The organism is Methylobacterium sp. WL119, assembly GCF_008039875.1.
GTDB lineage: Bacteria > Pseudomonadota > Alphaproteobacteria > Rhizobiales > Beijerinckiaceae > Methylobacterium.
On record NZ_VRUU01000017.1, the window covers coordinates 12,728 to 38,595 of the forward strand.

Here is a 25,868-nt window from a genome sequence, read left to right on the forward strand (position 1 = left end):
TCGAGGCTCGGCGCGCGGCGCCCTCAATGGAAATCCCGGCTGCGATAGGTCCGCCGGTCGGTGGGAGCCCCGAAATCGTTGGTCTCGGGCGGCAGGCGCACGCCGCCGGCGCGAAGCTCGAGCAACTCCTCCGTCAGGTCGCGGAACCGCTCGGCGACGAGGTGGACCACGCCCTCGGCCCGCTGCACCCGGCCCTGCACCGCGAGGAAGCGGGCGTTCATCGCGGCGCGGCGGTTGGCCTCGAACACCTTCTTCCAGACGATGACGTTGGCGATGCCGGTCTCGTCCTCGAGGGTCAGGAACACCACGCCCTTGGCGGTGCCGGGGCGCTGCCGCGTCAGCACCAGCCCGGCCACGGTGACGCGACCGTTCTGGGGAAAGCCGGGATCGTGATGCTCGCGGGCCGGGACGGCGCCGATCCGGGCGAGCCGGGCGCGGAAGAACGCGACCGGGTGGCCCTTCAGCGAGAGCCCGGTGGCGGAATAATCCTCGGCCACCTGCTCGGAAGCCGGCATCGGCGGCAGCGCCACGGTCGGCTCGTTGCGGAAGAGCCCGTCGTCGGCATGGAAGGCGAAGAGCGGCAACGGCGCCTCCAGCAGGTGCGCGCGCCGGCCGAGGGCTTCGTCCGGCACGGGCTTGGCGATGCGACCGCCCTCCAGCGTCCGCACCATCCACAGGGCCGCCCGCCGGTCGAGGTCGAGGGAGCGGAACGCGTCGGCCTCGGCCAGCCGCTCCAGCGCGTTGCGGGGCAGCGCCAAGGCCGCCTGCAGGCCCTCGATGCTGGCATAGCCGTTGGCCCGCAACGCCACGAGCCGGCGCATCGCAGCCTGCGGCAGCCCGGTGATCTGCCGCAGACCGATCCGCACCGCGAGCCGCTTCGGCACCCCGGGCGGGGGAGCCTCCGCGGCCGGCTCCAGGGTGCAGTCCCAGTCGCTGGCATTGACGTCGGGCCCGCGCACCTCGACGCCGTGGGCGCGGGCGTCGCGCACCAGCTGCGCCGGCTGGTAGAAGCCCATCGGCTGCGAATTGAGGATCGCGGCCAGGAACACGTCCGGGTGCCGGCATTTCAGCCAGGCCGAGGCGTAGACCAGCAGCGCGAAGCTCGCCGCATGGCTCTCCGGGAAGCCGTAGGTGGAGAACCCGCGGATCTGCGCGAAGCAGCGCTCGGCGAAGTCCCTCGGGTAGCCCCGTACGATCATCCCGCCGATGAACTTCTCCTCGAAGCCGCCGATCGTGCCGACGTGCCGGAAGGTCGCCATCGCCCGGCGCAGGCCGTCGGCCTCGGCTGGGGTGAAGCCGGCCGCGGTGATCGCGATCTGCATGGCGTGCTCCTGGAACAGAGGCACGCCGAAGGTCTTTTCGAGGACCTTCTCCAACTCGTTGGCCGGCCCGTGATCGGGGTGGGGGGCCGGGTATTCCACCGGTTCGGCACCAGACCGCCGCCGCAGGTAGGGGTGCACCATGTCCCCCTGGATCGGGCCGGGGCGGACGATCGCGACCTGCACCACGAGGTCGTAGAATGCGTTCGGCTTCAGCCGCGGCAGCATCGACATCTGCGCCCGGCTTTCGACCTGGAACACGCCGACGGAATCGGCCTTCGACAGCATCGCGTAGACCTCCGGATCCTCCGGCGGCAGGTCGGCGAGGGTCGGGTAGTCGAGGCCGTAGTCGCGGGCCAGGAAATCGAGCCCGCGGCGGATGCAGGTGAGCATGCCGAGCGCCAGCACGTCGACCTTCATCAGGCCGACCACGTCGATGTCGTGCTTGTCCCATTCGATGAAGGTGCGGTCGGGCATCGCGGCGTTGCCGACCGGCACGGTCTCGTCGAGCCGCCCGCGGGTCAGAACGAACCCACCGACATGCTGCGACAAGTGCCGTGGGAAGCCAATCAGCGAGACCGCCAGGTCCACCGCCTGCCGGATCGCCGGGTTTCCGGGATCGAGGCCGGCCTGGGCCACGTGCTTGTCCGGCAGGTCCTTGCCCCACGACCCCCACACGGTCTCGGCGAGCGAGGCGGTGATGTCCTCGGTCAGCCCCAGCACCTTGCCGACCTCGCGGATGGCCGAGCGCGGGCGGTAGTGGATCACCGTCGAGCAGATCGCCGCGCGCTCGCGGCCGTACTTGCCGTAGAGGTACTGGATCACCTCCTCGCGGCGCTCGTGCTCGAAGTCGACGTCGATGTCGGGCGGCTCGTCGCGGTTCTCGGAGATGAAGCGGGCGAACAGCAGGCGGATCTGGGTCGGGTCGACCGCGGTGATGCCGAGGCAGAAGCACACGGCGGAGTTGGCGGCCGAGCCGCGGCCCTGGCACAGGATGCCCCGGCCGCGCGCGAACTCCACGATGTCGCGGATGGTGAGGAAGTATTGCGCGTAGTTCATCTTCGCGATGAGGGCGAGCTCCCCATGAAGGGTCCTCTCGATGTCCTCGGGGACGCCGTCGGGGAAGCGCCAGCGCGCGCAGTCCCAGACCCGTTCCTCTAGGTAGTCCTGGGGCGTCCGGTTCGGCGGCACCGGCTCCTCGGGGTACTCGTAGCTCAGCATCCCAAGGGAGAAGCCGCAGGCCTCCACGATCTCGACCGTGCGGGCGAGCGCCTCCGGATGGTCGGCGAACAGCCGCGCCATCTCCGACGGCGGCTTGAGATGGCGCTCGGCGTTGGCTTCCAGGCGGTAGCCGGCCTCCGCGAGGGTGCAGCCCTCGCGGATGCAGGCGATCACGTCCTGCAGCGGACGCCGGTCGGGATGGTGGTAGAGGGCGTCGGACACCGCGACCATCGGCGCGCCGAGGCGATGCCCGAGCTCGGCGAGCAGCCCGAGACGCCGGCGCTCGTCGCCGCGGTGGCGGTGGCTGGCACCGAGCCAGACCCTCCCGGGGGCGGCGGCCGCCAGCGCCTCGACCCGGGCGGAGAAGGCCGCGGGCGGCACCAGCCGCCGGCCGGGGGGCATCGCGATGAAGACCTGTCCCTCGGCCGCCTCCAGCATCTCCGCGAAGGAGAAGCGGCATTCGCCCTTGCGCGCCCGCCGGTTGCCCGAGGACAGCAGCCGGCACAGGCGGCCGTAGCCCGCCCGATCCATCGGGTAGGTCACCGCCTCGAACCCGTCCTCGGTGACGAGCCGCACCCCCGGCAGGAACGGGATGTTCCAGATGTCCTTCGCGCCCGGTCGCTCCGGCTTCACCCGGGCCGCCGCATAGGCGCGGACCACCCCGGCGAGGGTGTTGCGGTCGGCGATGCCGATGGCGCGGAGCCCGTAGGCGATCGCCTGCTCGACGTATTCCTGCGGATGCGAGGCGCCGCGAAGGAACGAGAAGTTGGTCGAGACGGCCAGTTCCGCGTAAGCCGCCGCCGTCACGCGAACAGCCCGTGCACGAACCAGGCGGCCGGCCGGTCGGCCAGGTTCGGGCCGTCGCGGTAGAGCCAGAGCCGGCGGCCGGATTCGCACTCGACGACGTAGTAGTCGCGCGGGACGCCGGCCTCGCGCCACCATTCGGGCTCGATCCGTTCCGGCCCTTCCGAATGCGCGATCCGATGGAGGCGGGACCGCCAGCGGAAACGGCGCGGCGGCCCCTCCGGCACCAGGGCGATCACGTCCTCGGCCGCCTCGCCGCGGTCGAACAGCACCAGCGGCCGGGGACCGATGCCGGCATCGGGATCGGGCCAGTGCAGGACGACGCGCTCGATGCGCCAAGGTTCGGTGCGCCAAGGTTCGGTGTGCCAAGGGGCGATGCGGTCGGCGCGCTCGGGCACGTGGCTCGCACGGGGGCTCAGGCGGATCACGGGTCGGCCGAAGCGCTGGCGCAGGGCGTCGGCGAGGCCGGCGGTCCGGTCGTCCTGAGGGGCGGGGCCGGTGGCGAGGGTAGCTTGCCGGCCGGGCATCGGGCCGGTGGCGGACACGTCCAGGCGGACCGTCTCGAAGCCGAAGCCCGCATCCAGGCCAGAGCCGAGCCGTTCGAGCCGAAGCTGCAGCAGGCGCGCGACGTGGTCGGGGCTGCGGCTCGGCTCGGACAGGCCGAGGTCGAGGGCGCGCACCACGTCGTCGACCCGGTGCAGCGACAGGCGAAAGCCGCGGGCGCCGAGCCCGTCCGCCTCCAGGCGCGGCGCGATCTCGGCCATCAGCCGCCGCACCGTGGCGACGATGATCTCCTGGCTGCCGATCGGATCGAGGAAGCCGCGGGCGGCGCCGTAGCGCACGGGCTCCGTGACCGGGACGAGCGGCTCCGGCCGGCACCCGGCCGCCTGGTCGAGGCGAACGAGGAGCGCCGCGCCGAAGCGGCGGGCCAGCGGCGGGCGCGGCGCGTCGAGGACGGCGCCGATCCTGCGCAGGCCGAGCCGCTTCAGGGCGACGGCGACGGCTGGCTCGCAGCGCAGGGCCTCGACGGGGAGGGGCCTCAGGGCCTGCTCGGTCCTCTCCGATGGGACGCACATGGTCTCGCCGCGCCCGTATCGCGCGAGGGCGAAGGCCGCGCCGGGCGTGTCGGCGAGCGCGATCCGTGCCGGGATCCCGGATCGCGCGAGGCGCGCGGCGAGGTCCGCGACCAGATCGGCTTCGCCGCCCAGGAGGTGGGCCGCCCCCGTGACGTCGAGGTACAGGCCGTCGCAGGCCTCGGCCGGGCCGAAGGGGACGACGCACGGCGTGTAGCGCTGCGCCCAGAGGCAGAGCCTGGCGAACGCCGCTGCGTCGGCGGCCGGATCGGCTGGGTGGACGTGGAGCGGGGTCGAGATCCGCGCCCGCACGCGGCCCAGCGGCTCGCCGCGTCGCAGGCCGAGGGCGGCTGCGGCGGGGTTCACGGCGGTGAGCCGCAGGCCGCCGGCCCCGGCGGCGGCGATCACCAGGGGGACGCCGTCATCCGGCGCGGCTCCCGCGCGCATCAGGCGCGCGACGGGCCACTCCGTCAGGCAGATCGAAACGATGCGCGGCATGATCCCACTCCAGGAGCCAGTCGCCCGGCCGGCCATTGCGGCAGCGGTCGAGCCGTGCGCGCCAACGGGGACGCAGGGTGCAGCCGAACCGGTCGCGCGCCGCGCCGCCGGCCGCGATCCGCCAGCGCGTCGCCGCGCCGTTCGGCAAGTCGGCCCGGCCGGGCCGCAGGATGAGGAGAAGGGGCGGCGCGGTGCCGAAGGATCCGGCGGCCAGCTGCAGGCGCCGGCCCGGCTTCAGCGGAAGCCCATCCGCGACGAGCCCGGCCACCGCCGCGAGGTGCCCGGCGCGCAGCGTCTCCTCGAGGGCTCCAAACACGGAAGCGTCGGCCTCGGCCTCCAGCAGCAGCAGGCGCCCCGGATCGAGCCCGAGCCCGGTGAGGCCGTGGCCGTAGGGGATGGGATGGCCGGGGGCGACGACGAGGAGGGCGTCGCCCGCCGCCCGCGCGAGATGGCGGGCGACCAGGGCCAGCACGAAGCCGAGGGCCGAGGCTTCGTCGCCCGCGCCCTCGGGGGCGACCTCGTGCAGGAGGCCGAGGCCGAGGCCTCCGCCTGGAAGTCGGGCGTCGAGGTCGACGACGCCCAACGGCAGCACGCCGCCCGCGCCGGGGCGCCGCTCCGCGTCGAGGCGGGCCCGCAATTCCGCGAGCCGTTCCGCCGTGGACGGTCCCTGCTCATCCGGCTCGTCACGCGACCGCTCCATCCCGTCCCAGCTCCGACATGACGTCAGATAAGAACAAAACAAGAACACTTTCAAACGGTTTCGCACCGCCCGAAAATAGTCCCACCGGGGCAGCAGCTTGGCCTGTGGACGGGTGTGGAAGGGTGTGGATCGGCTCCATTTGGAGGCGGCCATGGCCAGGGTTGACCCCGGTGGCAGCCGGGCGGCAATGTCCCGCCGCCGCGCGATCCGGCGGCGGGGAATGTCCGACATGATCCTTCATCGCGCGCGCTTCGCCACGCTGATCGCCGGATGCCTGGTCCTCGCCGGCCGCGCGCAGGCCCAGCAGCCGGCAGCGCCGGGACTCGATGCGCCCGCCGCGTCCGCACCGGCCCGCCAGCGTGCGCGTCGGCCTCAAGCGCCCTCCCAGCCGATCATGGTCTACGACGCCCGCATTGAGGCCGGCGACCTGCGGATCTCAGGTTCGGTGCGCAAGGGCGGCGCCGTCGTGGTGATGGACGAGGACGTGTCGGTGATGGCCGATTCCCGCGGCCGCTTCCTGTTCCGTCTGCCCTACCGACCGGGCAGCTGCGTCGTGTCGCTGAAGAGCAACGAGGACGAGCGCGAGTCCGTGATCGCCAACTGCGCCCCCGAGGGACAGGCCGGCGCCAAGGGCGAGACCGGGGTGCGCGGCGAGCCCGGCCCGCAGGGCGTGGCGGGGCTTCCTGGCCCGGCCGGACCGGCGGGCGAGGCCGGCCCGAAGGGCGAGACGGGTCCCAGAGGCGAGATGGGTCCTAAGGGCGAGACGGGTCCGAAAGGGGAGGCGGGCCCCAGAGGCGCGGCCGGCCCCCAGGGAGATGCGGGACAGAAGGGGGAGGCCGGCCCGGCGGGACCTGCCGCCGCCGCGCTCCCTGCCGCGGCCCCAGCAACGCCGTTCCGGGCGGTACGGAGCGAGACCTGCCCGGCCACCGGCTGCGAGATCGCCTGCGCGGGCGGCGAGGTCTTCGTCTCGGCCTACTGCCTCAAGGCCGGCACCCCGGTCTTCTCGCAAGGCACCGACGGGACGGCAACCGCTTCCTGCCCGTCGGAAGCCGCCGGCATGGTCGGGTTCTGCGCGCGGATGTGACGGTCGCGTCACCGGATCGATCGCGCGAGGCACGGCACGCTCCCTCTCCCGTGGGAGAGGGTTGGGGTGAGGGGCGTGACTCCTCCGCAAAGCTCACGCCCCTCAACCTGTCCTTCTCCTTATGGGAGATGGGACCCGCGCTTCGAACCGGCCGGTCGGTCGCGCAGGGGATGAAGTAATTCCAGCCTCAGCCGCGGCCGGAACGTACTGCGAGCCAGATCACGTGGCGGGCGCCGCCCTTTCGGCCGTTGGCACGGGTGGCGACCTCCTCGACGCTCAAGCCCGCATCGTGCAGGCGGCGGCCGAAGCTGCGGTCAGGCCCCGCGGACCAGACCGCGAGGACCCCGCCCGGACGCAGGGCGGCATGGGCGGCGCCGAGGCCGGCCGGATCGTAGAGCCGGTCGTTGGAGGCCCGCGTCAGGCCGTCCGGCCCGTTGTCGACGTCGAGCAGGATCGCGTCCCAGGCGGCCGGCCGCTCGCCGATCGCGCGCGCCACGTCCACCTCGCGCAAGGTTACGCGGGGATCGTCGAGAATGCCGGCGAACACGTCGGCGAGGGGGCCGCGCGCCCAGGCGGCCACAGCGGGCACGAGCTCGGCCACCGTCACCGCCGCCCCGGGAGGCAGCGCACCGAGCGCGGCGCGCAGGGTGAAGCCCATGCCGAGCCCGCCGATCAGCACGTGCGGCGCCCTGCGCGATGCGATCCTGCCGCAGGCCAGGGTCGCCAGCGCCTCCTCCGAGCCGCTGAGCCGGCTGTTCATCAGCTCGTTCTGGCCGAGCATGATCGCGTACTCGGTGCCCCGCCGCCGCAGCCGCAGGGTGCCGCCGTCGCCGGGGATCGAAGCGGTGTCGAGGTTCTCCCAGGGGATCATGCGGCGCTCACGTCCTCTCGTCCGGCAAGCCACGCCGCCATCCCGGCCGCCGCCGCCCGACCGCTGCTGATCGCGCCCTGGAGCAGGTAGCCGCCGGTGGGCGCCTCCCAGTCGAGCATCTCGCCGGCCACGAACAGGCCTGGCCGCTTCCGAACCATGAAGCCCGCGTCGAGCCCGTCGAAGCCGACACCGCCGGCGGTGGAGATCGCACGCTCGATCGGCGCCATCGCGTGCAGGCGCAACGGTGCGGCCTTGATCAGCCCGGCGAGCGCATCCGGGTCGGCCGGCAGCGCGACGCCCGCAGCCTCGCGCAGCACCCCCGCCGCCACCGGCGACAGGCCGGCCCCCTTGCGCAGGCGCGTCGCCATCGATTCGCCGGGCCGCGGGTCGGACAGCCGGTCAGCGAGGGCGCTCGCGCTGAGGTCGGGACGCAGGTCGAGCACCAAGCGCGCGGCGCCCTTGCTTCCCGCGTCCTTCCCGTTCCTGTCCTGGCGCTCGATCATCGCGCGAAGGGCCCGCGACACCGCGTAGATCGCACCGCCCTCGATGCCGTCGGCGGTGATCAGCGCCTCCCCCCGCACGATCACGCCGTCGGCGGTCAACCCGATCCGCTTCAGGGGCTGCCCGGCGAAGCGCTCGCGGAAATGGTCCGACCATGCCACCGCGAAGCCCGCATTGGCCGGGCGCAGGGGCGCGACGGCGACGCCGAGATTCGCCAGCATCGTCACCCAGGCTCCGTCCGAGCCGAGGCGGGGCCAGCTCGCGCCGCCGAGCGCCAGCAGCACCGCCTTCGGCCTCGTCCAGCTCTTCCCGTCCGGCGTCTCGAACACCAGCGTGCCGTCCTCGACGGCCACGAGCCGGTGCCGGGTGCGGATGCCGACGCCCGCGCCCTCGAGGCGGCGCAGCCAGGCCCGCAGAAGGGGCGAGGCCTTGAACGCCTTCGGGAACACCCGCCCGCTCGATCCGACGAAGGTCGGCTCCCCCAAGCCATCGCACCAGGCCCGCAACGCATCCGGCGGGAACGCCGCGATCGCCCCGGCCAGGCTGCCGGACGGGTGGTAGCGCCGCAGGAAGTCCGGGACGGGCTCGCTGTGGGTCAGGTTCAGGCCCCCGCGGCCGGCGAGCAGGAATTTCCGGCCGACCGACGGCATCCGGTCGTAGATCGCGACCCGGTGCCCGGCCGCGGCCAGCACCTCGGCCGCCGCCAGCCCGGCGGGGCCGCCGCCGACGACCGCGACCTCGTTCCGGGAGGCGTCGTCCTGCGCCACGTCGTCGTCTCGCATGTCCATCGCAGCGGAAGGCGTCCGATCGTCCCCGCTGTCAAGGCATGCCTGCATGGACCGGCATCGCTCGAGCCCGCCCTTGATTCGCCGCGTTCGGGTCTTTAACTGCCGCTCATCGGCTGCGGGCCCCTCTGGCGGGATGCTCTCTCAAGATGCTTCCGTGATGTCGGAGCCGATGCTTTCCTTGCAAAAGAAGCATCACGGTCCCGCTCATGGTCGATTTCATGTACGTCGAGTGGCTCGGCAAGCCGATCTGGATGTGGCTCGGGTTCCACGCCCTTGTCGCCGCCCTGCTCGCCTTCGATCTCGGCCTGCTCCATCGCGACAAGGAGCACGAGATCGGCGTCAAGGAGAGCCTTCTCCTCACCGCCTTCTACTTCAGCCTCGGCCTCGCCTTCGGCGGCTGGATCTGGTGGTACCTTGGCGCGCAGCCCGCCCAGGAATACGTCACCGGGCTCGTGGTCGAGAAGTCGCTGTCGATGGACAACGTCTTCGTCATCGCGGTCATCCTGTCGGCGCTCGGCATCCCGCTCGCCGCCCAGCACAGGGTGCTGGTCTGGGGCATCCTCGCCGCGGTGCTGCTGCGCGGACTGATGATCGGGCTCGGCGCCGCCCTGGTGCATCAGGCCGCCTGGGTGCTGTCGCTGTTTGCCGCCTTCCTGATCTATGCCGGCCTGAAGATGCTGTTCTCCAAGGAGGAGGACGGCGGCGACTTCCAGGATCACGCCGCCGTGCGGTGGCTCAGGGCGAAGCTGCGGATCACGCCCGAGCTTCACGGCCAGCATTTCCTGGTGCGGAAGACCGATGCCAGGACCGGCAAGACCGCCCTGTGGCTCACTCCGTTGGCGCTCGCCCTGGTGCTTGTGAACGGCGCCGACGTGATCTTCGCGGTCGACAGCGTGCCGGCGATCTTCGCGATCACGACCGATACCTTCGTGGTCTACACCTCCAACATCTTCGCGATCCTCGGGCTTCGCGCGCTCTACTTCGCGCTGGCAGCAATGGTCGATCGCTTCGCCTACCTCAAGACGGCGCTCGCCTTCATCTTGATCTTCATCGGCACGAAGATCGTCGTCGCCGACACCTTCGGCCTCGTACACGTGCCGCCGTGGGTGTCGCTGGCGGTGACCGTGGTGCTGCTGACGATCGGCATCCTCTACAGCCTGTGGCGCACCCGGGGCGAGGCGCATGCGGATGCGCGCGAAGCCGAGCTGCACGGTCGGGCCTGAGCCGGAGGGTCAGCCGCCCCGGTGGTAGACGCCGCTGAAGCTGACGTTCATGCCGCCGCAAGCCCTGTCGCGGCAGGCGGGCGCGAGGCTCGAGCAGGTGGGGTCCGCATCATCCGACCCGAGGAATTGCACGTGCCCCTCCGCCACGACCCGTGCGACTTGGAGCGGCCGGCCGAGATCCGGCAGGTCCGGACGGGTCGCGGCGGGCGCAGCCGAATTCATCGACGCCCTCCCGCCCGCATTCTGGGCCGAGGCCGGGGCGGCGAGGGCGGCCAGCAACGCGAGTCCGGCCGACATGGGAGGGAGGCGATCCGGCGATCGCGCCCTGACGGCCGCCTCAGCTTGGCCGCGACGCGATCAGGTCGCGCAGGGTGGTGATGGTGGAGGCGTCGGCGATGCCGTCGACCCGCGCCTGACGGAAATGGCGCTGGAACGCGGTGACGACGTCCCGCATGTGGCGATCGAATGTGCCCGTCAGAGGCTGCTCGTAGCCGTAAAGCGCGAGCATCGCCTGCAGCGCCTCGATCGGCTGCCCGGAATCGCCCTCGGCGAAGAAGCGCCCGTCGCGCAGCGGCACTTCCGGCACGTGATGGCCGACGCCGTCCGCCGCGAGCCGGCCCCAAGGGAAAGTCTCGCCCGGATCCTCCTTGCGGCCGGGCGCGATGTCGGAATGCGCCAGCACCCGGTCGGCCGGGATCGCCCAGCGCGAGACGAGGTCGCGCGCGAGCGCTGTCACGGCGGCGATCTGCGCCTCCGGGTAGGGCGGCAGGCCGCCGGCATGGCCGGGATGGACGATCTCGATGCCGAGCGAGCGGGAGTTCACGTCGCGCTCGCCGCGCCAGGACGCCCGCCCCGCATGCCAGGCCCGGCGGCTCTCCGGCACCATCTGCCAGATCGCGCCGTCCTCCAGCACGACGTAATGGGCCGAGACCTCGGCGATCGGGTCGGCGAGCCGCTGCATAGCGGCGGCCGCGCTCGTCATGCCGGTGTAGTGCAGGATCAGCATGTCCGGCCGCGGGCCGAGGCGCTCGCCGTGGTTCGGCGAGGGCTGGATGCGGGTGGCGAGCGGGCTGTCCGGTGTCATGGCGAACCGCCCTCCACCGCGGCGGCGCCGTCCGCGAGGATCCGGTCGTGGGCCGCGTTGATCGCGGCGAGGCGCTTGGTGGCGATCGCCACCGCCTCGGGCGGCAGGCCGCGGGCGATGGCGCGGTCGGGGTGGTTCTCGGCGACGAGCTGGCGGTGGCGCGCCTTCACCGCAGCCGGGTCGGCGCCGTGCTCGAGCCCGAGGACGAGGTAGGGGTCGTCGGCCAGCCGCACGTGCCGGGCGGCGATGCGGCGGAACGCGGCGTCGTCGAACCCGAAGATCTCGGCCACCGCGCGGAGATAGGCCTCCTCCGCCTGATGGATCGCGCCGTCGGCGGTGGCGATGTGGAACAGGCCGTCGAGGACGTCCTCGAGCAGCGACGGCTCGTCGTGGAAGGCGTTGGCGAGCTGCCGCGCATAGGCCTCGTAGCCGTTGGTCGTCCGCTTCGCGAGGTCGAACAGCCGGGTGACGCGGGCGCGCTCCGCCTCGCCGACCTGCACGACCTTGCCGAAGGCCTCGACCTCGGACGGGGTCACCACCCCGTCGGACTTCGCCATCTTGGCGGCGAGCGCGACGAGGCCGGTGGTGAAGACCACGTCGCGCGGCATCGGCCCGAACAGCGCACCCTCGCGGTCGACGAGGTAATGGCCCGCGAGGCCGCCGACGAGCCCGCCGAGCGGGCCGCCGATGGCGAGGCCGATCCCGGCGCCGCCGATCTTGCCCCAGATCCCCGAGCTCATCGGGACCCGGCGGGGATGTTTCGGAGATGCGGAACGGTCACCGGCAGGCCTCTATGCGGTGCCGCCGGGGACCCTGACGGGATCCGGCGACGACAAGCCGCCGGGGATACAGGCTCGACCGGAAACGCGGAAGGGCCGGAGCGCTCGGCTCCGGCCCAGGCCTGGAACGAAGAAAGGGCCGGAGCGCTCGGCTCCGGCCCTTCGACGTTCGGTCGGCGGCGAGGCCTCAGCGGCAGTACACGTCGCCGTAGGCGTCGCGGTAGGTGCCGTAGGGGCAGCGCGGCGCGGTGGAGGCGCCGACGATGGCGCCGCTCGCGCCGCCGATCGCGGCACCGGCGAGGGCGCCGCCGGCGCGGCCGGTGGCGGCTCCGCCGATCGCGGCACCGGCGAGGGCGCCGAGACCGGCGCCGCCGAGGGCGCGGTCCTGCGGCGTGTTGCAGGCGCCGACCGAGAGGGCGAGGGTGCCTGCGAGGGCGACGGCGATGAGCTTCTTCATGAGTCCGTGACTCCCTTGTGCATCCGGTCCGGCATTTCGCCGTGGTGATGGTGCGGTCCGAGCTTAGCCTTATCGGCCATGAAATGCACTTGCCACGGCCAAGGTTCCGTCGAGATCGGCGACGGGCACCGGAAAGCTGGGCTCGGCCCGACCTCGTGCCGGCGACCGCGATGACTGGCCGCGCCGCGGTTCCCGTGGCCGGCCGCGCGCGAATGGGCCTCGGCACGGCGCATCGTGCGGGGTAAGAGCCTGCGGATGCGGGTTCCGCGAGGCCCGAGCCTCGTTCCTTCCGATCAACGCCTGAGAGAGGGTGCCATGCCGAGAGCCACCACGATCGTCCGCAAGGCCGCGGTCCGCCCCGACGCGGTCGTCGACACGATCAGCCTCGATCATGCCGGGCGCCAGGCGCGGCACGGACACCTCCACAGCGCCGGCGGCCTGCACATCGACCTCGCCCTGACCAAGGCCGCCGGGCTCGAGGACGGCGACGCCCTGCGCCTCGACGACGGCCGCCTGGTCGCGGTCAAGGCCGCCCCGGAGGCGCTGCTGGAGATCCGCGCCGAGAATCCGGCCCGCCTGATCCGCCTCGCCTGGCAGCTCGGCGGCAATCACGTCCCGGCCGAGATCGGCGCCGAGGTGCTCCACGTCCCGGCCTCGCCGGCCACGGCCGAGCTCGTCCGCGGCCAGGGCTGCACCGCGAGCCCGGTCGACCGCGCCTTCCGGCCCGAGCGCATGGCGCACGACCACAGCACCTGCGGCCACGACCATTCGCATGATCACCACGATCACGCGGCCCACGCCGATCGCGACCATGGCCACGACCACACGCACGCGGACGATCGTGGCCACGATCACCACGCGCACGATCCCGCGCCCCACGATCACGCGCCCCACGTGCATGGCCCCGGCTGCAGCCACGATCACTGACACGCCCCGCCGCCGACCGCGCCGGCCGACGACGCTTCACGGGATCGCAAGCCTCGCCTGCGATCCTGATACGGCGACGAGGGATCGAGGTCGGGACGTGAAACCAGCGCAAGCGCCGTCGACGTCGCTGCGCGACCGGATCGCGGGATCGGACCCGCTTCGGCGCGCCCTCCTCGCTTGTACGGCCGTGATGCTGGCGGCCGCGCTCGGCCTGCCGCAGGTTCTCGCGCTCCCGCCGACGATCACCAACTACTTTTTCGTCACCGACGCGTTGTGGCTCACCGGCATCGCCTTCATCCTCGCGCTGGGGGCGACCGTCACGATCCCGGAAGGCCTCGGGCGCTGGGTGCGCCTCGCGCAGGCGCCGGCACGCAGCATCGGGATCGTCGCGTTCCTCGTCGTGCTCGTTACGCTAATCGGAACGTTCGTCGTGTTCCACGGCGTTCCGTTGTCCTACGACGAGGTGATGGCCGACTTCGATGCGAAGGTGTTCCTCGGCGGGCACCCGATCGCGCCGATCGCGCCGGAATGGCGGCACAGCGTGCCGGCGCTGGCGACGAGCTTCGTGCTGCCGGTGCCGAACGATGCGGCCTGGGTCTCCGCCTACCTGCCGGTCAACGCGGTTTTCCGCGCGTCCTTCGCCCTGTTCGCATCGCCGACGCTCACCGGCCCGGTTCTCCTCGCGGTCGCCGTTCTCGCGCTCGCCGGGATCGCACGCCGCCTGTGGCCCGATCGGCCGGACGCCGCCCTCGTCGCGGTCTTGATGCTGGCCACGAGCCCGCAGGTGCTCATAGCGGCAATGACGCCCTACGCGATGACCGCGCATCTGGCGCTCAATTTCGTCTGGCTGCAGCTCTTCCTGCGCGGCGGACGCCACGGGCATGGCGGCGCGATCGCGACCGGATTCCTCGCCTGCGGCCTGCATCAGGTGATCTTCCATCCGCTCTTCGCGCTGCCGTTCCTGGTCGGGCTCATCACCGGCCGGCGCTGGCGCCTCGCCGCCCTCTATCTCGCCGCCTATGCCGCCATCGGGGCCTTCTGGACGCTGTACTGGCACGGCCTCCTGGTCGCGACGGGCTACGCCGGGCAGGGCGAGGCGGTCGGTTGCGGCTTCATGGTCGAGCGCGTCGCCATGCTGCTGCGGGATTTCGAGTGGCGCGGCCTGGAGACCATGGCGATGAACGTCGTCCGCTTCGCCGCATGGCAGAGCCCGCTCCTCCTGCCGCTGACCGCTTTGGCCTGGCCGGCGATCCGTCGCGGCGAAGGTCTCGCCCGCCCGCTCGCGGCGGGCCTCTTCATCACGGTCGGAGCGATGTTCGTCCTGCTTCCCTACCAGGGGCACGGATGGGGCTACCGCTACCTCCACGGGCTGATCGGCAATGCGAGCCTGCTCGCGGCTTACGGGTGGATCCGCATCACCGGGACACCGGCCCCGCACCGGCGAAGCGTGGCCGCCGCCATCCTCGGCCTCGGCTGGATCGCTGCCGTGCTGATCCTGGTGCCCGGCCGCGCCCTCGAAGCGAACCGCTTCGCCGCACCCTATGCAAAAGCCGTCGAGGCCATCGCCCGGTCGCCGGCCGACATCGTCCTCGTCGACGATGCGAACCTCGTCTACGGCATGGATCTCGTCCGCAACGACCCGTACCTGCGTGAACGCCCGACCGTGCTTCTCCTGCGCCGGCTGTCGACGGAGAAGCTCGCCGAACTCTGCGCCACTCGGACGATCGCGCTGTTCGGACAGACCGAAGGCGCTCGGTTCGGCATCGCCCTCGCGCAGGAACTTACGGCGCCCGCGGTCCCGGCCATACCCTGCTCGGTGGCTGCCGTGCCCGTCCCCTAAAGGCGCGAGGCAGGCGCCGGCTCGCGTTCCGAATGCCGCCGGTCGTCAAGGCGACGGCCCCCCGGGAAAGCCCCTTACGCCGTTTCGGGCGGGATCGTTAACCAAGGCGACCTAATTTCCGGTTCCCTTCGGAGTTGCCCATCCCGTGATCGAACGCACGCTCCTTCGCGACTTCATGGCGGCCTACCCCGCACAGCCGGCGACCGCGTTCTGGCGTGCGATCGAGATCGGCGCCCTTGTTCGGCACGGCCTGCCCGAGGGGACAGGCCTGGACTTCGGATGCGGCGACGGCATTCTGACGGACATCTTGCTTCGACATGCCGGCTCGCGGCCCCTGATCGGCATCGATATCGATCCGCTGGAGATCGCCGCCGCACGGCGATTCCCGTTCTACGAACGACTGCACCACAGCCCTGACGGATCGGTTCCGGAGCCGGACGGCAGCCTTGACTTCGCCCTCTCGAACTCGGTGCTGGAACACGTCGACGACCTCGATGCAGCCTTGGCCGAGATCGCGCGTGTCCTGAAACCCAAGGGACGCTTCTTGTTCACGGTGCCGGCTCCGGCCTTTCGCGACCTTCTCGCCGGGAGCGTGCTTCCCGGTGCGGATCGCGAAACCTATCTGGCGACCCTCGACCGGCGGATCGCGCACCGAAATTATCTCGATGGGCCGGCTTGGACGAAAACGTGCTCGGCCCACGGCCTCGATGTGGAAGCTTGCGAGACGTATCTCGAGGGCCGGCAGGTCCGACGCTGGGAGAACCTGTCGCGGATGACCGGTGGCCTGCTCTATACGATTCTGGGCGAACGTAGCCGGCCGATCGAGATCCAGCGCGACCTTGGACTGCGTGACCCGACACGACCCCGCCAGTGGCCGGCCCCGATCGCGAGCCTCCTCGGCAATATTGCCGCCTTCGGCATCGATCTCGCGCCGCCGCGTGACCAGCCGCTCGCTCCCGATGCAGCGGCATGCCTTCTCGTCTTCGGAACGCGGGCATGACAGGTCGGATCTACCCGGCCGGGTCCGCACGGTAGGAAGCGACCACCCGATCGAGGGACGATGCCAGCGACAGGCTGGACGCGTGGCACCCGAACCAGGCGGCCGTTGACAAGCGAAGCGTATGACCGGCCGCCGCGACGCGCAGGATCGCCTCGGCCAAGGCTTCGGGCGATGCGCTATCGGCGACGAACCCGTTGACGCCATCCTCCACCAGTTCCGTCGCAGCGTTGTCCGCTCCCCGGACGAGGATGCTCGGCGTGCCGAGGGCGGCTGCCTCGACCACTACGAGGCCGTATCCCTCCCGCTCGGACGGATGAATGAGGCAGAGCGCGCGCGCGAGATGTTCGGTCATTGTCTCGGCGGACACGAAGCCCGGCACGTCGATGCGATCCCCGAGACCCTCCCGATCGACAGCGTCGAGCACCTCGCCCCGTGCCGGTCCGTCGCCGAGGATGAGGGCACGCAGGTCCGGCCGCTCCGCGACGGCCAGGGCGAGCGCCGGGACGATCGCGGCAGCCTGCTTCTCAGGAATATGGCGGCCAGCGAACAGGACGACGGGATCCGCGCGGGACGGCTCCCGAGACGTCGGCAACTGCGCGCAGAGCCCACGAAGGATCTCCGGCCGAGCCCGCAGCCCCTGCGCCGTCAGGCGTCGCGCGACGAGGATGGAGAAGCAGAAGGCATTCTGGGGCAAGCGCAGGCAGAGTCCCTGAACGAGCCACCCGATGCGACCGCCCAGCCGGCCGAGGTAGCGCGTCCAATAGGAGAACGACCAGAATTCGAACCAATCCACCGATACGCGATAATGATGGATCGGCTGCAGGAGGCCGATGGCGAGTAAGGAGAAATACGGGAAAGACGCGGTATGGATCGCGTCGTAGCGTCGCCCGTGGCGGAGCAGATGCCATAAAACGCCGAGGCCGAAGACGATGGGCGGCAATACCCTGCGGTTGCCTCCGGCCCCGTAGAGGGCCATCCGCGGGCCGACCGCAACGACGTCCACGTTCGGGACCTGCGCAGTCTCCCCCTCGGGCCATTGACGCAGCGTGAGATAGGTGACGCGGTGCCCCGCCGCCGCCAGAGCGTCGCCGAGATTGCGGTACCAGCGCTCGGCGCCGCCGATCGTGTGCGGGTAGAGGCAATCGTAGACGAGGCACACGTGCCGCTTTGTCTGAGCGGTCGCCACGCGCCTAAGCCGCACGGCGCAAGCTACGCTTGCCGATCCGATCGGGATCAACCTCGTTCGAGGCGCCTTCGATCAAGTTGGAAGACTTGTCACGAGCGAGAAACGCCGCCTCGTTGCCACCGATGACGGCGAGGAGGAAGCCACCGAGCCCGGTCTGCGTTCCGACGACCAGCAGCGAGGTGCCGACAACGGCGGGCAGCATCGTTCCGATTGGGCCGTAGCCGTTGTGTGACCAATAGCCGACGACGCCGAGAAGGACTGCCAGCCCCGCAGCGAAGCAGGCGGTGCCCCCGGCGAGCATCGTCTCGAGGGACACCCAGCGCGACCACCGAACGAGCGAAGCCGCTGGCCGGCGATACCCGGCGCGCACCCCGTACAAGTGTGTCGCCGCGGCCAGCAGCGCCGTGCTATGGCCGAGGCCGACGAGGGCGCCGGCGAGGATGACCCAATAGTTGCCGAACAGGATCTGGGTCGGCTCCGCGACGAACAGGCTGATCCCAGCGGCCAGCAGGATGAGCAGGCCCGCACCGCCCATCACGCCTGCCGGGACCGCGAACGCCCAGGTCGGGCTCAGCATCAGCAGGTAGCGCAGGTGGCGCCAGCCGTCGCGCCAGGGGCGCAGGTGCGGCGGGCGGCCGCGCACGTCGCGCGAGAGCGTGGCCGGCACCTCGGCGATGCGCTCGCCCTTCAGCGCCGCTTTGATCACCATCTCGCTGGCGAACTCCATGCCGCTGCCGCGCAGCGCCAAACGCTTGACGCAGCCCTTGGTCAGCGCCCGCAGGCCGCAATGCGCGTCGTCGACGCCGGTGCGGAACAGCAGGTTAAGGATGCTGGTGAGCACCGGGTTGCCGATGTAGCGGTTCTTCCACGGCATCGCGCCGGGCGCGATCCCGCCGCGGAAGCGCGAGCCCATGCACAGGTCGGCGCCTCCCTGCAGAGCCTCGACCATCGCGACGGAGTCGCGGAATTCGTAGGAGCCGTCGGCGTCGCCCATCACCAGGTAGCGCCCGCGCGCCGCCTGGAAGCCGCCGGCGAGGGCCGCGCCGTAGCCGCGCTCCGCGACCGGCACCACCCGCGCGCCGAGGCTTTCGGCCAAAGCTTGGCTGCCGTCTGTGCTGCCGTTGTCGGCGATGACGATCTCCCCGGCCAAGCCTTTGGCGGCGAGGGTCTCGAGGGCGGCGCGCGCGCTGGCGATCGCGGTCGGCAGGGCACGCACCTCGTCGAGGCACGGCATCACGATCGAGACGTCGATCGTGGCCGCCGCCGCGTCGGCGGCGATCTCCCGGTTCTGCCCGCCCCGGTCCTGCCCGCCCATGCCGCTTCCACCCGCGTCTCGCCCGGGCGGCAGGATGGTTTGCAAAGCGTTGCGATTCGGTTTCGGCGGCCGCTCAGGCGCTGACGAAGCGGCCCGACGCTCGCGCGGGTCGGGCATCGGCCTCGGCCAGCACCAGGATCGCGCGGCCGGGCAGCGGCACGATCGCCTCCGCCGCGTGCGCGGCGGCGTCCGGTGCGACCGCGCCGGTCGCGGCGGTGGTGTCGAGGACCGTCTGCCACGGCCCGCCGATCACCGCGGCGAGGCGGAAGTCGCAGGGCTGGGGATCGGCATTGATCAAAATCAGGATGCGGCCGTGATCGAGGTCGTTGCCGATCTGCATCCCGAAGGCGCGACGGCTCTCGTCGGCCCAGGCGTCGGAATTCATCTCCGCGCCGCAGGGCGAGAGCCAATGCACGTCGCGCAGGGTGCTCCCGGGGGCGATCGGCGTGCCGTCGAAGAACTGCCGACGGCGAAGGGCCGGCCTCTCCCGACGCAGGCGCGTGAGGTTCGAGACGAAGGCGCCGAGATCCGGGTCGGGATCGGTCGACCAGTCCATCCAGCTCGTCGGGTTGTCCTGGCAATAGGCGTTGTTGTTGCCGCGCTGCGTGCGCGAGCGCTCATCGCCCATCAGCAGCATCGGCACGCCCTGCGCCAGCATCACGGTGGCGAGCAGGTTGCGCTTCTGGCGGGCGCGGATGGCGAGGATCGCCGGGTCGTCGGTCGGCCCCTCGACGCCGTAGTTGCGCGAGACGTTGTGGCCGTGGCCGTCGCGGTTGTCCTCGCCGTTCTCGGCGTTGTGCTTCTCCTCGTAGGCAACCACGTCGGCGAGCGTGTAGCCGTCATGGGTCGCAGCGAAGTTGATGCTGGCGAGCGGCGAGCGGCCCGACGGCGCGAACACCTCGCGCGAGCCGGTCAGCCCCTGGGTCAGCTTGGCCAGCTGGCCGGCATCGCCGCGCCAGAAGCCACGGGCGGCGTCGCGGAACTGATCGTTCCACTCGCTCCAGCCGCGCGGATAGCCGCCGAGGCGATAGCCGTTCTCGCCGAGGTCCCAGGGTTCGGCGATCATCTTCACCCGCGCCAGCACCGGATCCTGCGCCACCGCCTGGAAGAATGCGGCCTCGGCCGAGAATGCGGAGGGCGCCCGGCCGAGGCTGGTGGCGAGGTCGAAGCGGAAGCCGGCGATGCCGTAGGCGGTCGCCCAGTGGCGCAACGAATCCAGCACCATCTGCATCACCCGCGGGTGAGCGACGTCCAGGGTGTTGCCGCAGCCGGTGCAATCGACGTCGCGGCGGGGATTGTCGGGGTCGAGCTTGTAGTAGCTGGCGTTGTCGATGCCACGGAACGACAAGGTCGGCCCGGCATGGCCGGCTTCGGCGGTGTGGTTGTAGACCACGTCGAGGATCGTCTCGATGCCGGCGGCGTTCAGCTCGCGGATCGCCGCCTTCAGGCCGCCGAGGCCGCCGTCGCCGAGATAGCGCGGATCGGGCGCGAAGTAGCCGAGCGGCGAGTAGCCCCAGAAGTTCACCAGCCCCTTGTCGACCAGGAAGCGGTCGTCGGCGAAGGCTTGGATCGGCAGCAGCTCGAGCGCGGTGACGCCGAGCTTCCACAGGTGCTCGACGATCGCCGGATGGGCCAGCGCCGCATAGGTGCCGCGCTCGGCTTCCGGCACGGCCGGATGGGTCATCGTCAGCGCCTTGACGTGCGCCTCGTAGATCACCGTCTCGGAGAGCGGGCGGCGGATCGGCTGCAGCGCGAGGTTCGGAACCTCCGGCGCGGTGACGACGGATTTCGGCATGTAGACCGCGCTGTCGCGCAGGTCGATCTGATCCTCGCGCTGCAGCCCGCGGCGGTGGCCGTACAGGGCGTCGTGCCAGCGGATCCGTCCGCGGATCTCGCGGGCATAAGGGTCGAGGACGAGCTTCGACGGATTGAAGCGGTGGCCGCGCGCCGGCTCCCACGGCCCGTGCACCCGGTAGCCGTAGAGCTGGCCCGGCAGGACGCCGCGGAGGTAGCCGTGCCAGATGTCGTCGCTGCGGCAGGGCAGGCGGATCGTGCGGCTCTCGTGGCGCTCGCCCGGCTCGAACAGGCAAAGGTCGACCGCCGTCGCGTGCTCGGAGAAGAGCGCGAAGTTGACGCCGCGCCCGTCGAAATGGGCGCCCAGAGGCGCCGGCACGCCGTCGTCGACGGCGATCATGCGTGACTGCGACACGGAATGGTCCCCCCGGCCCGGAGCCGGTGTGGACGCATCCGCGATCCCGGATCAAGCCGCCGGGCCGCATGGGCCGTGGAGAACGACGACGTCCGCCCCGAGATCACTCCGCCGCGGCGGCCGTCGTCGGCGGCTCGCGCTCGACGGTGCGGAAGTTCTCGAGCTCGGAGAGGAAATTGCGCGCCCACCAATCGACATCCTCGCGGGTCATGCGCTCGACCATCGGCTTCCAGCGCTCCAGGCGCTCGCTGCGCGGCATGTACAGGGCCGTCCGGATCGCCTCCGCGACCTCGAAGCGGTCGTAGGGGTTCACCATCAGCGCTTCGGGCAACTGCCGTGCCGCACCGGCGAATTTTGAGAGCACGAGCACGCCGGGATCGTCCTCGCTCTGGGCGACGACGTATTCCTTCGCCACGAGATTCATGCCGTCGCGCATCGGCGTCACGAGGCCGACGCGGGCGGCGCGATACAGCCCGGCCAGAACCGGGCGCGGATAGGCCTTGGTGACGTACTGGATCGGCGTCCACGCCGGGTCGCCGAGCGCGCCGTTGATCTCGCCGACCGTCTCGTTGACGGTGCGCGAGAGCTGCTCGTATTCCGGCACCTCGCTGCGGGACTTCGGCGTGATCTGGATGTAGGTGACGTTGCCGCGCTGGTCGGGGTTCGAGGCGAAGAAGCGCTCCACCGCCTCCATCCGCTCGGGCACGCCCTTGGAATAGTCGAGCCGGTCGACGCCGATCAGCAGCTTGCGGGTGCGCAGGCCCGCCATCGTCTCGCGCACCACCTTGTTCGAGCCCGCCTTCTCCGCCGCGTCCTTGAAGCCGGCGACGTCGATGCCGATCGGGAAGCTGCGGATCCGGGTCCGGCGCCCGTCGACCATCAGCGAGCCGCCGCCGAGCGGGATCGCCCGCAGGGTGTCGATCAGGTTGCGGGACAGGTTCTGCACGTCCGGGTCGGTCTGCAGGCCGATCAGGTCGTAGTCGGCGATGGCGCGGAGCAGGTCGTTGCTCGCCGGCAGCGTGTTGAACACGTCGGCGGCCGGCCACGGGATGTGGTGGAAGTAGCCGATCGGGTTGGCGAGGCCGAGGCCGCGAAGCTCGGCGGCCATCGGCAGCAGGTGGTAGTCGTGGACCCAGATGATGTCGTCGGGCTCGACGAGCTTGGCGAGCGCCCGCGCAAAGATGCGGTTGACGCGGCAATAGCCGGCGTAGTCCGAGCGCGAGAACGCCCCGAGACCGAGCCGGTAATGCATGATCGGCCACAGCGCCCGGTTGGCGAAGCCGGCGTAGTATTCCTTGTGATCCTGCGGCGATAGGTCGACCACCGCGTATTGGACGCGGTCCCGATCGATCAGCGTCGGTTCCTCTGAGGGCTCCTCGCTGATGTTGCCGCTCCACCCGAACCAGAGACCTTCGTAGGCGGTGAAGGCCTCCTTCACGGCGACGGCGAGGCCGCCGGCGGCGACCGCCTTGCCGCCTTCTTCCGGAACCGCAACGCGGTTCGATACGATCACAAGGCGTGCCACTCAGGTGGGCTCCGGATCCTCAAGCGCGCCGGCGTGGAACGCGCAACGTCAACGTTTCTTGCCATCGTGAACGCGCGAGAGGTCGGCGCGATCCGTAGGGTTAGCCAAGCGCGAATGACTGCCGCGGGTCAAGCGATCGTTTGCGGCCGTCACGACGAAATCCGGGGCCTGTCCCCGCATCCGTCCCCGCCGCGCGGGGCGGCGGAGGCAGGAGCGAACCTTGGCCGATCGCCCCTGAACGGAGGCTGAGCCGCGGATGTGCCGTCGTCCCCGGAACCCCCGGACGTGGACGATGTTACTCAGGCGAACATCGCCCCGCTAAGACCCCGTGTTCGAAGGAGTCCCCTCATGGCCGCGTCCGAGATCCCCCACCCCGATCCGGCCAAGGCCGCAGCCAGCGAGCAGGCCGAGTGGCGCGGCCTGAAGGGCGACGTCGAGGGGTTGGCCGACGTCGCGGCCGAGCGCGGGCGCGGCCTGATGGATGCAGCTCGGGTTCAGGCGCAGACCTTCGTCGAGGGCCGCAAGAACGACGCGGCGCAGTCCGTCCACGATCTCGCCAAGACCCTGCGCGATTCGAGCAAGGACTTCGAGGATCGCCCGAACATCAAGGCGTTCTTCGACAGCGCTGCCGACGGCCTGAGCCAGCTCGGCGGCTCGATCGAGTCGCGCAGCTTCGCCGACTTCTACGGCGATGCCGAGGCCTTCGCCCGCCGTGCACCGGTCGCGGTCGCGGTAGGAACGTTCGTCGCCGGCTTCATCGCCGCGCGCTTCATCAAGTCGTCGAGCCTGCCGCCGGAAGGCGACGCCCGCGACAGCTTCCGCGCGTGAGCGGCCCGGCCATGTCGACCGGATCGCAGACCCCACCCCCCGGCTCCTCCGGTGCGTCGCCCGCCGGCAGCATCCAGAGCCTCATCGGCGACGCGCTGCGCGAGACCAACGACCTCGCCCGCAAGGAGATCGCCCTGTTCCGCGCCGAGATGGCGCGGAACGTCCGCTCGCTGATCATCGGCATCGTCTGCCTCATGGCTTCGGCGGTCTTCTCCGTCGTCGCCCTGCTCGTGCTGATCGGCGCCTTCGTGAAATGGCTGGCGACGATCGTCGGCTCGGAATGGCTCTCGGCCCTCATCGTCGGCGGCGTCCTCCTGGTCGTTGCGATCGGGATGGCGCTGTGGGGACGCAGCGCCCTGTCGTTCTCGACGCTCACGCCCACCCGTACCGGCCGGCAGGTCCGCCAGGACGCCCGCGCCCTTTCCGAGAGAGTGTCCGGATGAGTTCGATGAACGAGATGGAGCGGGACATCGAGGAGAGCCGCGCGCGCCTCGACGAGACCATCGACCGCATCCAGGGCCGCCTCTCGGTGTCCAGCCTCGTCGACGAGATGCTCGGCAACGCCCGCCGCGCACCCGCCGTCAGCGGTGCCTACGACGGAGCGCTCGAAGCGGTCCGCCGCAATCCGGTTCCCGTCCTGCTGATCGCCGCCGGCGTCGGCTGGCTGCTGCATCGGATGTCCCAGGACGCGACGCGCCGCCGGACGCAGGCTTCGGCCGAGCGCGTCCCGGTGCTCAACGACGGGGCGGCCCGGGTCTACGATCCGGATCTGCCCACCCGCCAGCCGAAACCCTCGCTGATGGACGAAACCCGCGCCTGACGGGCCGCCACCTGCGGACATTGCCAGCCGCGTACGAGTTCTGAAGGATCACGCCATGAGCGATACGAGCAAGTCGGCCACGACCGACAACCACCTACCGGACGACCTCGCCCGGGCCGCCGGCGCGAAGGTCGACCAGGGCCTGCACGCCGCCGGCCTGGACCCGGTCCACCTCGACCCGCATGCGAAGGCGGCCGACCACACCCTGCGGGCGGATCCCACGGGCCTCCGCGATCCGATCGGACGGCCCGACGCGTCGCCGCACGATCATCAGGCCGGTCCCGGACCCGATGTCGGCAGCGTCGCCGGTCAGGCTCGCGCGGCGGCGGGCGATGCGGCGGATCGGGCCGCGGACTTCGCCGATCGCACGCGCGATCGTGCTGCCGACTTGGCCGACGACGTCCGCGATCGCCTCGGCGGTGCGGCCGACGAGGCCCGCAACTGGGTCTCCGGCGTCCATCGCGACCACATGCGCCGGATCGACGACGCGGTGGTGCGCGGCAGCGACCGGCTCGATCGCGGTCGCACCGCCGTCGAGCAGTTTGTGACCGAGAACCCGCTGCTGGTCGGCGTCGTCGGCGTCGCTGCGGGCCTGCTTCTCGGCGCGTTGCTCCCGCGTACGCGCCAGGAGGACCGCAACATCGGTCCCTATGCCGACGAGGTCCGCGACCAGGGCCTGCGCTACGCCCGCGAGTTCACCAGCCGTGGCCGCGAGTTCGTCGAGACCGCCCTTGACCCGGACAACATCCAGACCGCGGCGCAGAAGGCCGGCCTCAAGACCGAGCCCACGTATGAGGGCGAAGACCGTACCGCGCACCGGCTCTGAGCCGGCGCGATCGACCCGATCCGAGAGGCGGCACCGCGAGGTGCCGCCTTTCTTCGTTCTCGACCCTCGCGCCGAGAGACGGTAGGCACGCGACCATGAAGACCGCCGATTGCGACATCCTGATCGTTCCGGGCCTGGGCGGCTCGGAAGAGGGCCACTGGCAGGCGCGCTGGGCCGGCCGCATGTCGACCGCCCGCGTGGTCGAGCAGCAGTCCTGGCATGCGCCCGAGCCCGAGGCCTGGTGCGGCCGCGTCGTCGAGGCGGTCGCGGCCGCGATACGGCCCGTCATCCTCATCGCCCACAGCCTCGGCGTCGTCGCCTGCGTCGAGGCGGTGCCGAAGCTTGCCGAAGGACGCGTCGTCGGGGCGCTGTTCGTGGCGCTGCCGGATGTCGAGGAGACGCCGAACCTGCCCGACAGCGTGCGCGCCTTCGCGCCGCTGCCGCGCGCGCCGCTGCCGTTCCCGTCGCTCTTGGTGGCGAGCCGAACCGATCCGTACTGCCGCTACGAGCGCGCGGAGGATTTCGCCGCGGCCTGGGGATCGGCCCTGGTCGACGCCGGCGAATCCGGCCACGTCAACGTCGCGAGCGGCCATGGGCCGTGGCCCGAGGGGCTGATGCGGCTGGCCGGGTTCATGAAGGATCTTTGAGCCCGTCGGCTCGATCGCGCCCGGCGGTTAACCTCTCGTTTACCCAAGCCCGCGCTGATGGGTGCCGGATCACGGGCGATCCGGCCCGCGGGAGATCGACGTGACGCGAAAAGAGCTTCTGGTGCGACTGGACGCCGTGCAGACGGCGCTGGGCGAGCGCGCCCACACCTCCTTCAACAGCTCGATCTTCGGCGACGCCGCGCTGCTCAAGCGCATCGAGGCGTTCGAGGCCCAGCTCGTGGCCGTGGAGAAGCCGAAGGTCGCCGACTACACCGGCAACATGTTCACCCGCATCGCGAACCGCCGCAACGTCGAGGCGGTACAGAAGCGCGCGCAATCCTGA

The 25,868-nt window shown here is 71.4% G+C and carries 24 protein-coding genes; 11 read left to right on the top strand and 13 right to left on the bottom strand.

Translation table 11 applies throughout. From position 1 onward, the window contains the following. Nucleotides 1-23: 23 nt before the first annotated feature. The 3 genes from FV227_RS09325 to FV227_RS09335 are packed head-to-tail and all read right to left on the bottom strand — an operon-like array spanning nt 24 to nt 5,846. The gene (locus tag FV227_RS09325) at nt 24-3,347 is read right to left on the bottom strand and encodes an error-prone DNA polymerase (RefSeq protein ID WP_246686419.1); all 3,324 of its coding nucleotides are present in this window, start codon (nt 3,345-3,347) and stop codon (nt 24-26) included. Continuing rightward, a complete protein-coding gene (locus tag FV227_RS29755) occupies nt 3,344-4,915 on the bottom strand; it encodes a DNA polymerase Y family protein (RefSeq protein ID WP_246686420.1) in 1,572 nt (523 codons plus the stop codon). Before FV227_RS29755 ends, FV227_RS09325 begins: the two co-directional genes overlap by 4 nt. After that, nucleotides 4,839-5,846 carry an ImuA protein gene (locus tag FV227_RS09335; RefSeq protein ID WP_246686421.1) on the bottom strand — a complete coding sequence of 336 codons (1,008 nt, stop codon included), beginning with the start codon at nt 5,844-5,846 and terminating at the stop codon, nt 4,839-4,841. Before FV227_RS09335 ends, FV227_RS29755 begins: the two co-directional genes overlap by 77 nt. Between FV227_RS09335 and FV227_RS09340 the strand changes: the two genes are divergently transcribed. Then, the gene (locus FV227_RS09340) at nt 5,845-6,699 is read left to right on the top strand and encodes a collagen-like protein (protein WP_147858792.1); all 855 of its coding nucleotides are present in this window, start codon (nt 5,845-5,847) and stop codon (nt 6,697-6,699) included. The genes FV227_RS09335 and FV227_RS09340 overlap by 2 nt on opposite strands. Nucleotides 6,700-6,886: 187 nt before the next feature. On the opposite strand, the gene FV227_RS09345 is transcribed toward FV227_RS09340, so the two are convergent. Beyond that, complete coding sequence (locus FV227_RS09345; RefSeq protein ID WP_147858793.1) at nt 6,887-7,570, bottom strand: spermidine synthase; 684 nt, start codon at nt 7,568-7,570, stop codon at nt 6,887-6,889. Then, a complete protein-coding gene (locus FV227_RS09350; RefSeq protein WP_147858794.1) occupies nt 7,567-8,853 on the bottom strand; it encodes a TIGR03862 family flavoprotein in 1,287 nt (428 codons plus the stop codon). Before FV227_RS09350 ends, FV227_RS09345 begins: the two co-directional genes overlap by 4 nt. 212 nt (nt 8,854-9,065) lie before the next feature. On the opposite strand from FV227_RS09350, the gene FV227_RS09355 reads away from it, so the two are divergent. Further along, nucleotides 9,066-10,082 (top strand): TerC family protein, encoded by a 1,017-nt coding sequence (locus FV227_RS09355; RefSeq protein WP_147858795.1) that lies wholly within the window; start codon nt 9,066-9,068, stop codon nt 10,080-10,082. 9 nt (nt 10,083-10,091) lie between these two features. Here the strand turns inward: FV227_RS09355 and FV227_RS09360 are convergent, their stop codons facing one another. The 4 genes from FV227_RS09360 to FV227_RS09375 all read right to left on the bottom strand — a co-directional run bounded on the left by FV227_RS09360 (nt 10,092) and on the right by FV227_RS09375 (nt 12,402). After that, on the bottom strand, nt 10,092-10,379 hold the full coding sequence (locus FV227_RS09360; RefSeq protein WP_147728631.1) for a hypothetical protein: 288 nt from the start codon (nt 10,377-10,379) through the stop codon (nt 10,092-10,094). A gap of 40 nt (nt 10,380-10,419) precedes the next feature. After that, entirely contained in the window at nt 10,420-11,166 is a 747-nt protein-coding gene (locus tag FV227_RS09365) for an N-acetylmuramoyl-L-alanine amidase (protein WP_147858796.1), read from the bottom strand. Further along, nucleotides 11,163-11,906 (bottom strand): DnaJ family molecular chaperone, encoded by a 744-nt coding sequence (locus tag FV227_RS09370; protein ID WP_147858797.1) that lies wholly within the window; start codon nt 11,904-11,906, stop codon nt 11,163-11,165. The genes FV227_RS09365 and FV227_RS09370 overlap by 4 nt, the downstream gene beginning before the upstream one ends. A gap of 226 nt (nt 11,907-12,132) precedes the next feature. Then, nucleotides 12,133-12,402 carry a hypothetical protein gene (locus tag FV227_RS09375; protein WP_147858798.1) on the bottom strand — a complete coding sequence of 90 codons (270 nt, stop codon included), beginning with the start codon at nt 12,400-12,402 and terminating at the stop codon, nt 12,133-12,135. 315 nt (nt 12,403-12,717) lie between these two features. Here FV227_RS09375 and FV227_RS09380 point away from each other — a divergent pair, with 315 nt between their 5' ends. The 3 genes from FV227_RS09380 to FV227_RS09390 all read left to right on the top strand — a co-directional run bounded on the left by FV227_RS09380 (nt 12,718) and on the right by FV227_RS09390 (nt 16,169). Then, nucleotides 12,718-13,329, top strand: coding sequence for an urease accessory protein UreE (locus FV227_RS09380; RefSeq protein ID WP_147858799.1), 612 nt, complete (start codon nt 12,718-12,720; stop codon nt 13,327-13,329). 97 nt (nt 13,330-13,426) lie between these two features. Continuing rightward, complete coding sequence (locus FV227_RS09385; RefSeq protein WP_147858800.1) at nt 13,427-15,169, top strand: hypothetical protein; 1,743 nt, start codon at nt 13,427-13,429, stop codon at nt 15,167-15,169. 145 nt (nt 15,170-15,314) lie between these two features. Then, nucleotides 15,315-16,169, top strand: a complete 855-nt coding sequence (locus FV227_RS09390; RefSeq protein ID WP_147728381.1) for a class I SAM-dependent methyltransferase — start codon at nt 15,315-15,317, stop codon at nt 16,167-16,169. 10 nt (nt 16,170-16,179) lie between these two features. Here the strand turns inward: FV227_RS09390 and FV227_RS09395 are convergent, their stop codons facing one another. The 4 genes from FV227_RS09395 to FV227_RS09410 all read right to left on the bottom strand — a co-directional run bounded on the left by FV227_RS09395 (nt 16,180) and on the right by FV227_RS09410 (nt 22,404). Beyond that, nucleotides 16,180-17,328: a glycosyltransferase family 4 protein gene (locus FV227_RS09395; protein WP_147728382.1), complete on the bottom strand. Its 1,149-nt coding sequence runs from the start codon at nt 17,326-17,328 to the stop codon at nt 16,180-16,182. Nucleotides 17,329-17,359: 31 nt separating this feature from the next. Further along, nucleotides 17,360-18,670, bottom strand: a complete 1,311-nt coding sequence (locus FV227_RS09400; RefSeq protein ID WP_187274737.1) for a glycosyltransferase family 2 protein — start codon at nt 18,668-18,670, stop codon at nt 17,360-17,362. A 73-nt stretch (nt 18,671-18,743) separates the two neighbouring features. Beyond that, the gene (gene glgX, locus FV227_RS09405) at nt 18,744-20,864 is read right to left on the bottom strand and encodes a glycogen debranching protein GlgX (RefSeq protein ID WP_147858819.1); all 2,121 of its coding nucleotides are present in this window, start codon (nt 20,862-20,864) and stop codon (nt 18,744-18,746) included. A 118-nt stretch (nt 20,865-20,982) separates the two neighbouring features. Continuing rightward, entirely contained in the window at nt 20,983-22,404 is a 1,422-nt protein-coding gene (locus tag FV227_RS09410) for a trehalose-6-phosphate synthase (RefSeq protein WP_147858801.1), read from the bottom strand. A gap of 348 nt (nt 22,405-22,752) precedes the next feature. Here FV227_RS09410 and FV227_RS09415 point away from each other — a divergent pair, with 348 nt between their 5' ends. The 6 genes from FV227_RS09415 (at nt 22,753) to FV227_RS09440 (ending at nt 25,868) form a co-directional block, all read left to right on the top strand. Beyond that, nucleotides 22,753-23,232, top strand: coding sequence for a hypothetical protein (locus tag FV227_RS09415; protein ID WP_147858802.1), 480 nt, complete (start codon nt 22,753-22,755; stop codon nt 23,230-23,232). An 11-nt stretch (nt 23,233-23,243) separates the two neighbouring features. After that, a complete protein-coding gene (locus FV227_RS09420) occupies nt 23,244-23,675 on the top strand; it encodes a phage holin family protein (RefSeq protein ID WP_147727465.1) in 432 nt (143 codons plus the stop codon). A 5-nt stretch (nt 23,676-23,680) separates the two neighbouring features. Next, nucleotides 23,681-24,052, top strand: a complete 372-nt coding sequence (locus tag FV227_RS09425; RefSeq protein WP_147727464.1) for a DUF3618 domain-containing protein — start codon at nt 23,681-23,683, stop codon at nt 24,050-24,052. A gap of 55 nt (nt 24,053-24,107) precedes the next feature. Next, a complete protein-coding gene (locus tag FV227_RS09430) occupies nt 24,108-24,878 on the top strand; it encodes a hypothetical protein (RefSeq protein ID WP_147858803.1) in 771 nt (256 codons plus the stop codon). Nucleotides 24,879-24,973: 95 nt separating this feature from the next. After that, the gene (locus FV227_RS09435; protein ID WP_147727462.1) at nt 24,974-25,525 is read left to right on the top strand and encodes an alpha/beta hydrolase; all 552 of its coding nucleotides are present in this window, start codon (nt 24,974-24,976) and stop codon (nt 25,523-25,525) included. A gap of 100 nt (nt 25,526-25,625) precedes the next feature. After that, the gene (locus FV227_RS09440) at nt 25,626-25,868 is read left to right on the top strand and encodes a hypothetical protein (RefSeq protein WP_147727461.1); all 243 of its coding nucleotides are present in this window, start codon (nt 25,626-25,628) and stop codon (nt 25,866-25,868) included.

Coding starts and splice junctions, on each gene's coding strand:
- FV227_RS29755 (WP_246686420.1), bottom strand. CDS start 4,915: ATGCCGCGCATCGTTTCGATCTGCCTGACGGAGTGGCCCGTCGCGCGC.
- FV227_RS09340 (WP_147858792.1), top strand. CDS start 5,845: ATGATCCTTCATCGCGCGCGCTTCGCCACGCTGATCGCCGGATGCCTG.
- FV227_RS09335 (WP_246686421.1), bottom strand. CDS start 5,846: ATGTCGGACATTCCCCGCCGCCGGATCGCGCGGCGGCGGGACATTGCC.
- FV227_RS09345 (WP_147858793.1), bottom strand. CDS start 7,570: ATGATCCCCTGGGAGAACCTCGACACCGCTTCGATCCCCGGCGACGGC.
- FV227_RS09350 (WP_147858794.1), bottom strand. CDS start 8,853: ATGCGAGACGACGACGTGGCGCAGGACGACGCCTCCCGGAACGAGGTC.
- FV227_RS09355 (WP_147858795.1), top strand. CDS start 9,066: ATGGTCGATTTCATGTACGTCGAGTGGCTCGGCAAGCCGATCTGGATG.
- FV227_RS09360 (WP_147728631.1), bottom strand. CDS start 10,379: ATGTCGGCCGGACTCGCGTTGCTGGCCGCCCTCGCCGCCCCGGCCTCG.
- FV227_RS09365 (WP_147858796.1), bottom strand. CDS start 11,166: ATGACACCGGACAGCCCGCTCGCCACCCGCATCCAGCCCTCGCCGAAC.
- FV227_RS09370 (WP_147858797.1), bottom strand. CDS start 11,906: ATGAGCTCGGGGATCTGGGGCAAGATCGGCGGCGCCGGGATCGGCCTC.
- FV227_RS09375 (WP_147858798.1), bottom strand. CDS start 12,402: ATGAAGAAGCTCATCGCCGTCGCCCTCGCAGGCACCCTCGCCCTCTCG.
- FV227_RS09380 (WP_147858799.1), top strand. CDS start 12,718: ATGCCGAGAGCCACCACGATCGTCCGCAAGGCCGCGGTCCGCCCCGAC.
- FV227_RS09400 (WP_187274737.1), bottom strand. CDS start 18,670: ATGGGCGGGCAGGACCGGGGCGGGCAGAACCGGGAGATCGCCGCCGAC.
- glgX (WP_147858819.1), bottom strand. CDS start 20,864: ATGATCGCCGTCGACGACGGCGTGCCGGCGCCTCTGGGCGCCCATTTC.
- FV227_RS09415 (WP_147858802.1), top strand. CDS start 22,753: ATGGCCGCGTCCGAGATCCCCCACCCCGATCCGGCCAAGGCCGCAGCC.
- FV227_RS09420 (WP_147727465.1), top strand. CDS start 23,244: ATGTCGACCGGATCGCAGACCCCACCCCCCGGCTCCTCCGGTGCGTCG.
- FV227_RS09425 (WP_147727464.1), top strand. CDS start 23,681: ATGAACGAGATGGAGCGGGACATCGAGGAGAGCCGCGCGCGCCTCGAC.
- FV227_RS09430 (WP_147858803.1), top strand. CDS start 24,108: ATGAGCGATACGAGCAAGTCGGCCACGACCGACAACCACCTACCGGAC.
- FV227_RS09435 (WP_147727462.1), top strand. CDS start 24,974: ATGAAGACCGCCGATTGCGACATCCTGATCGTTCCGGGCCTGGGCGGC.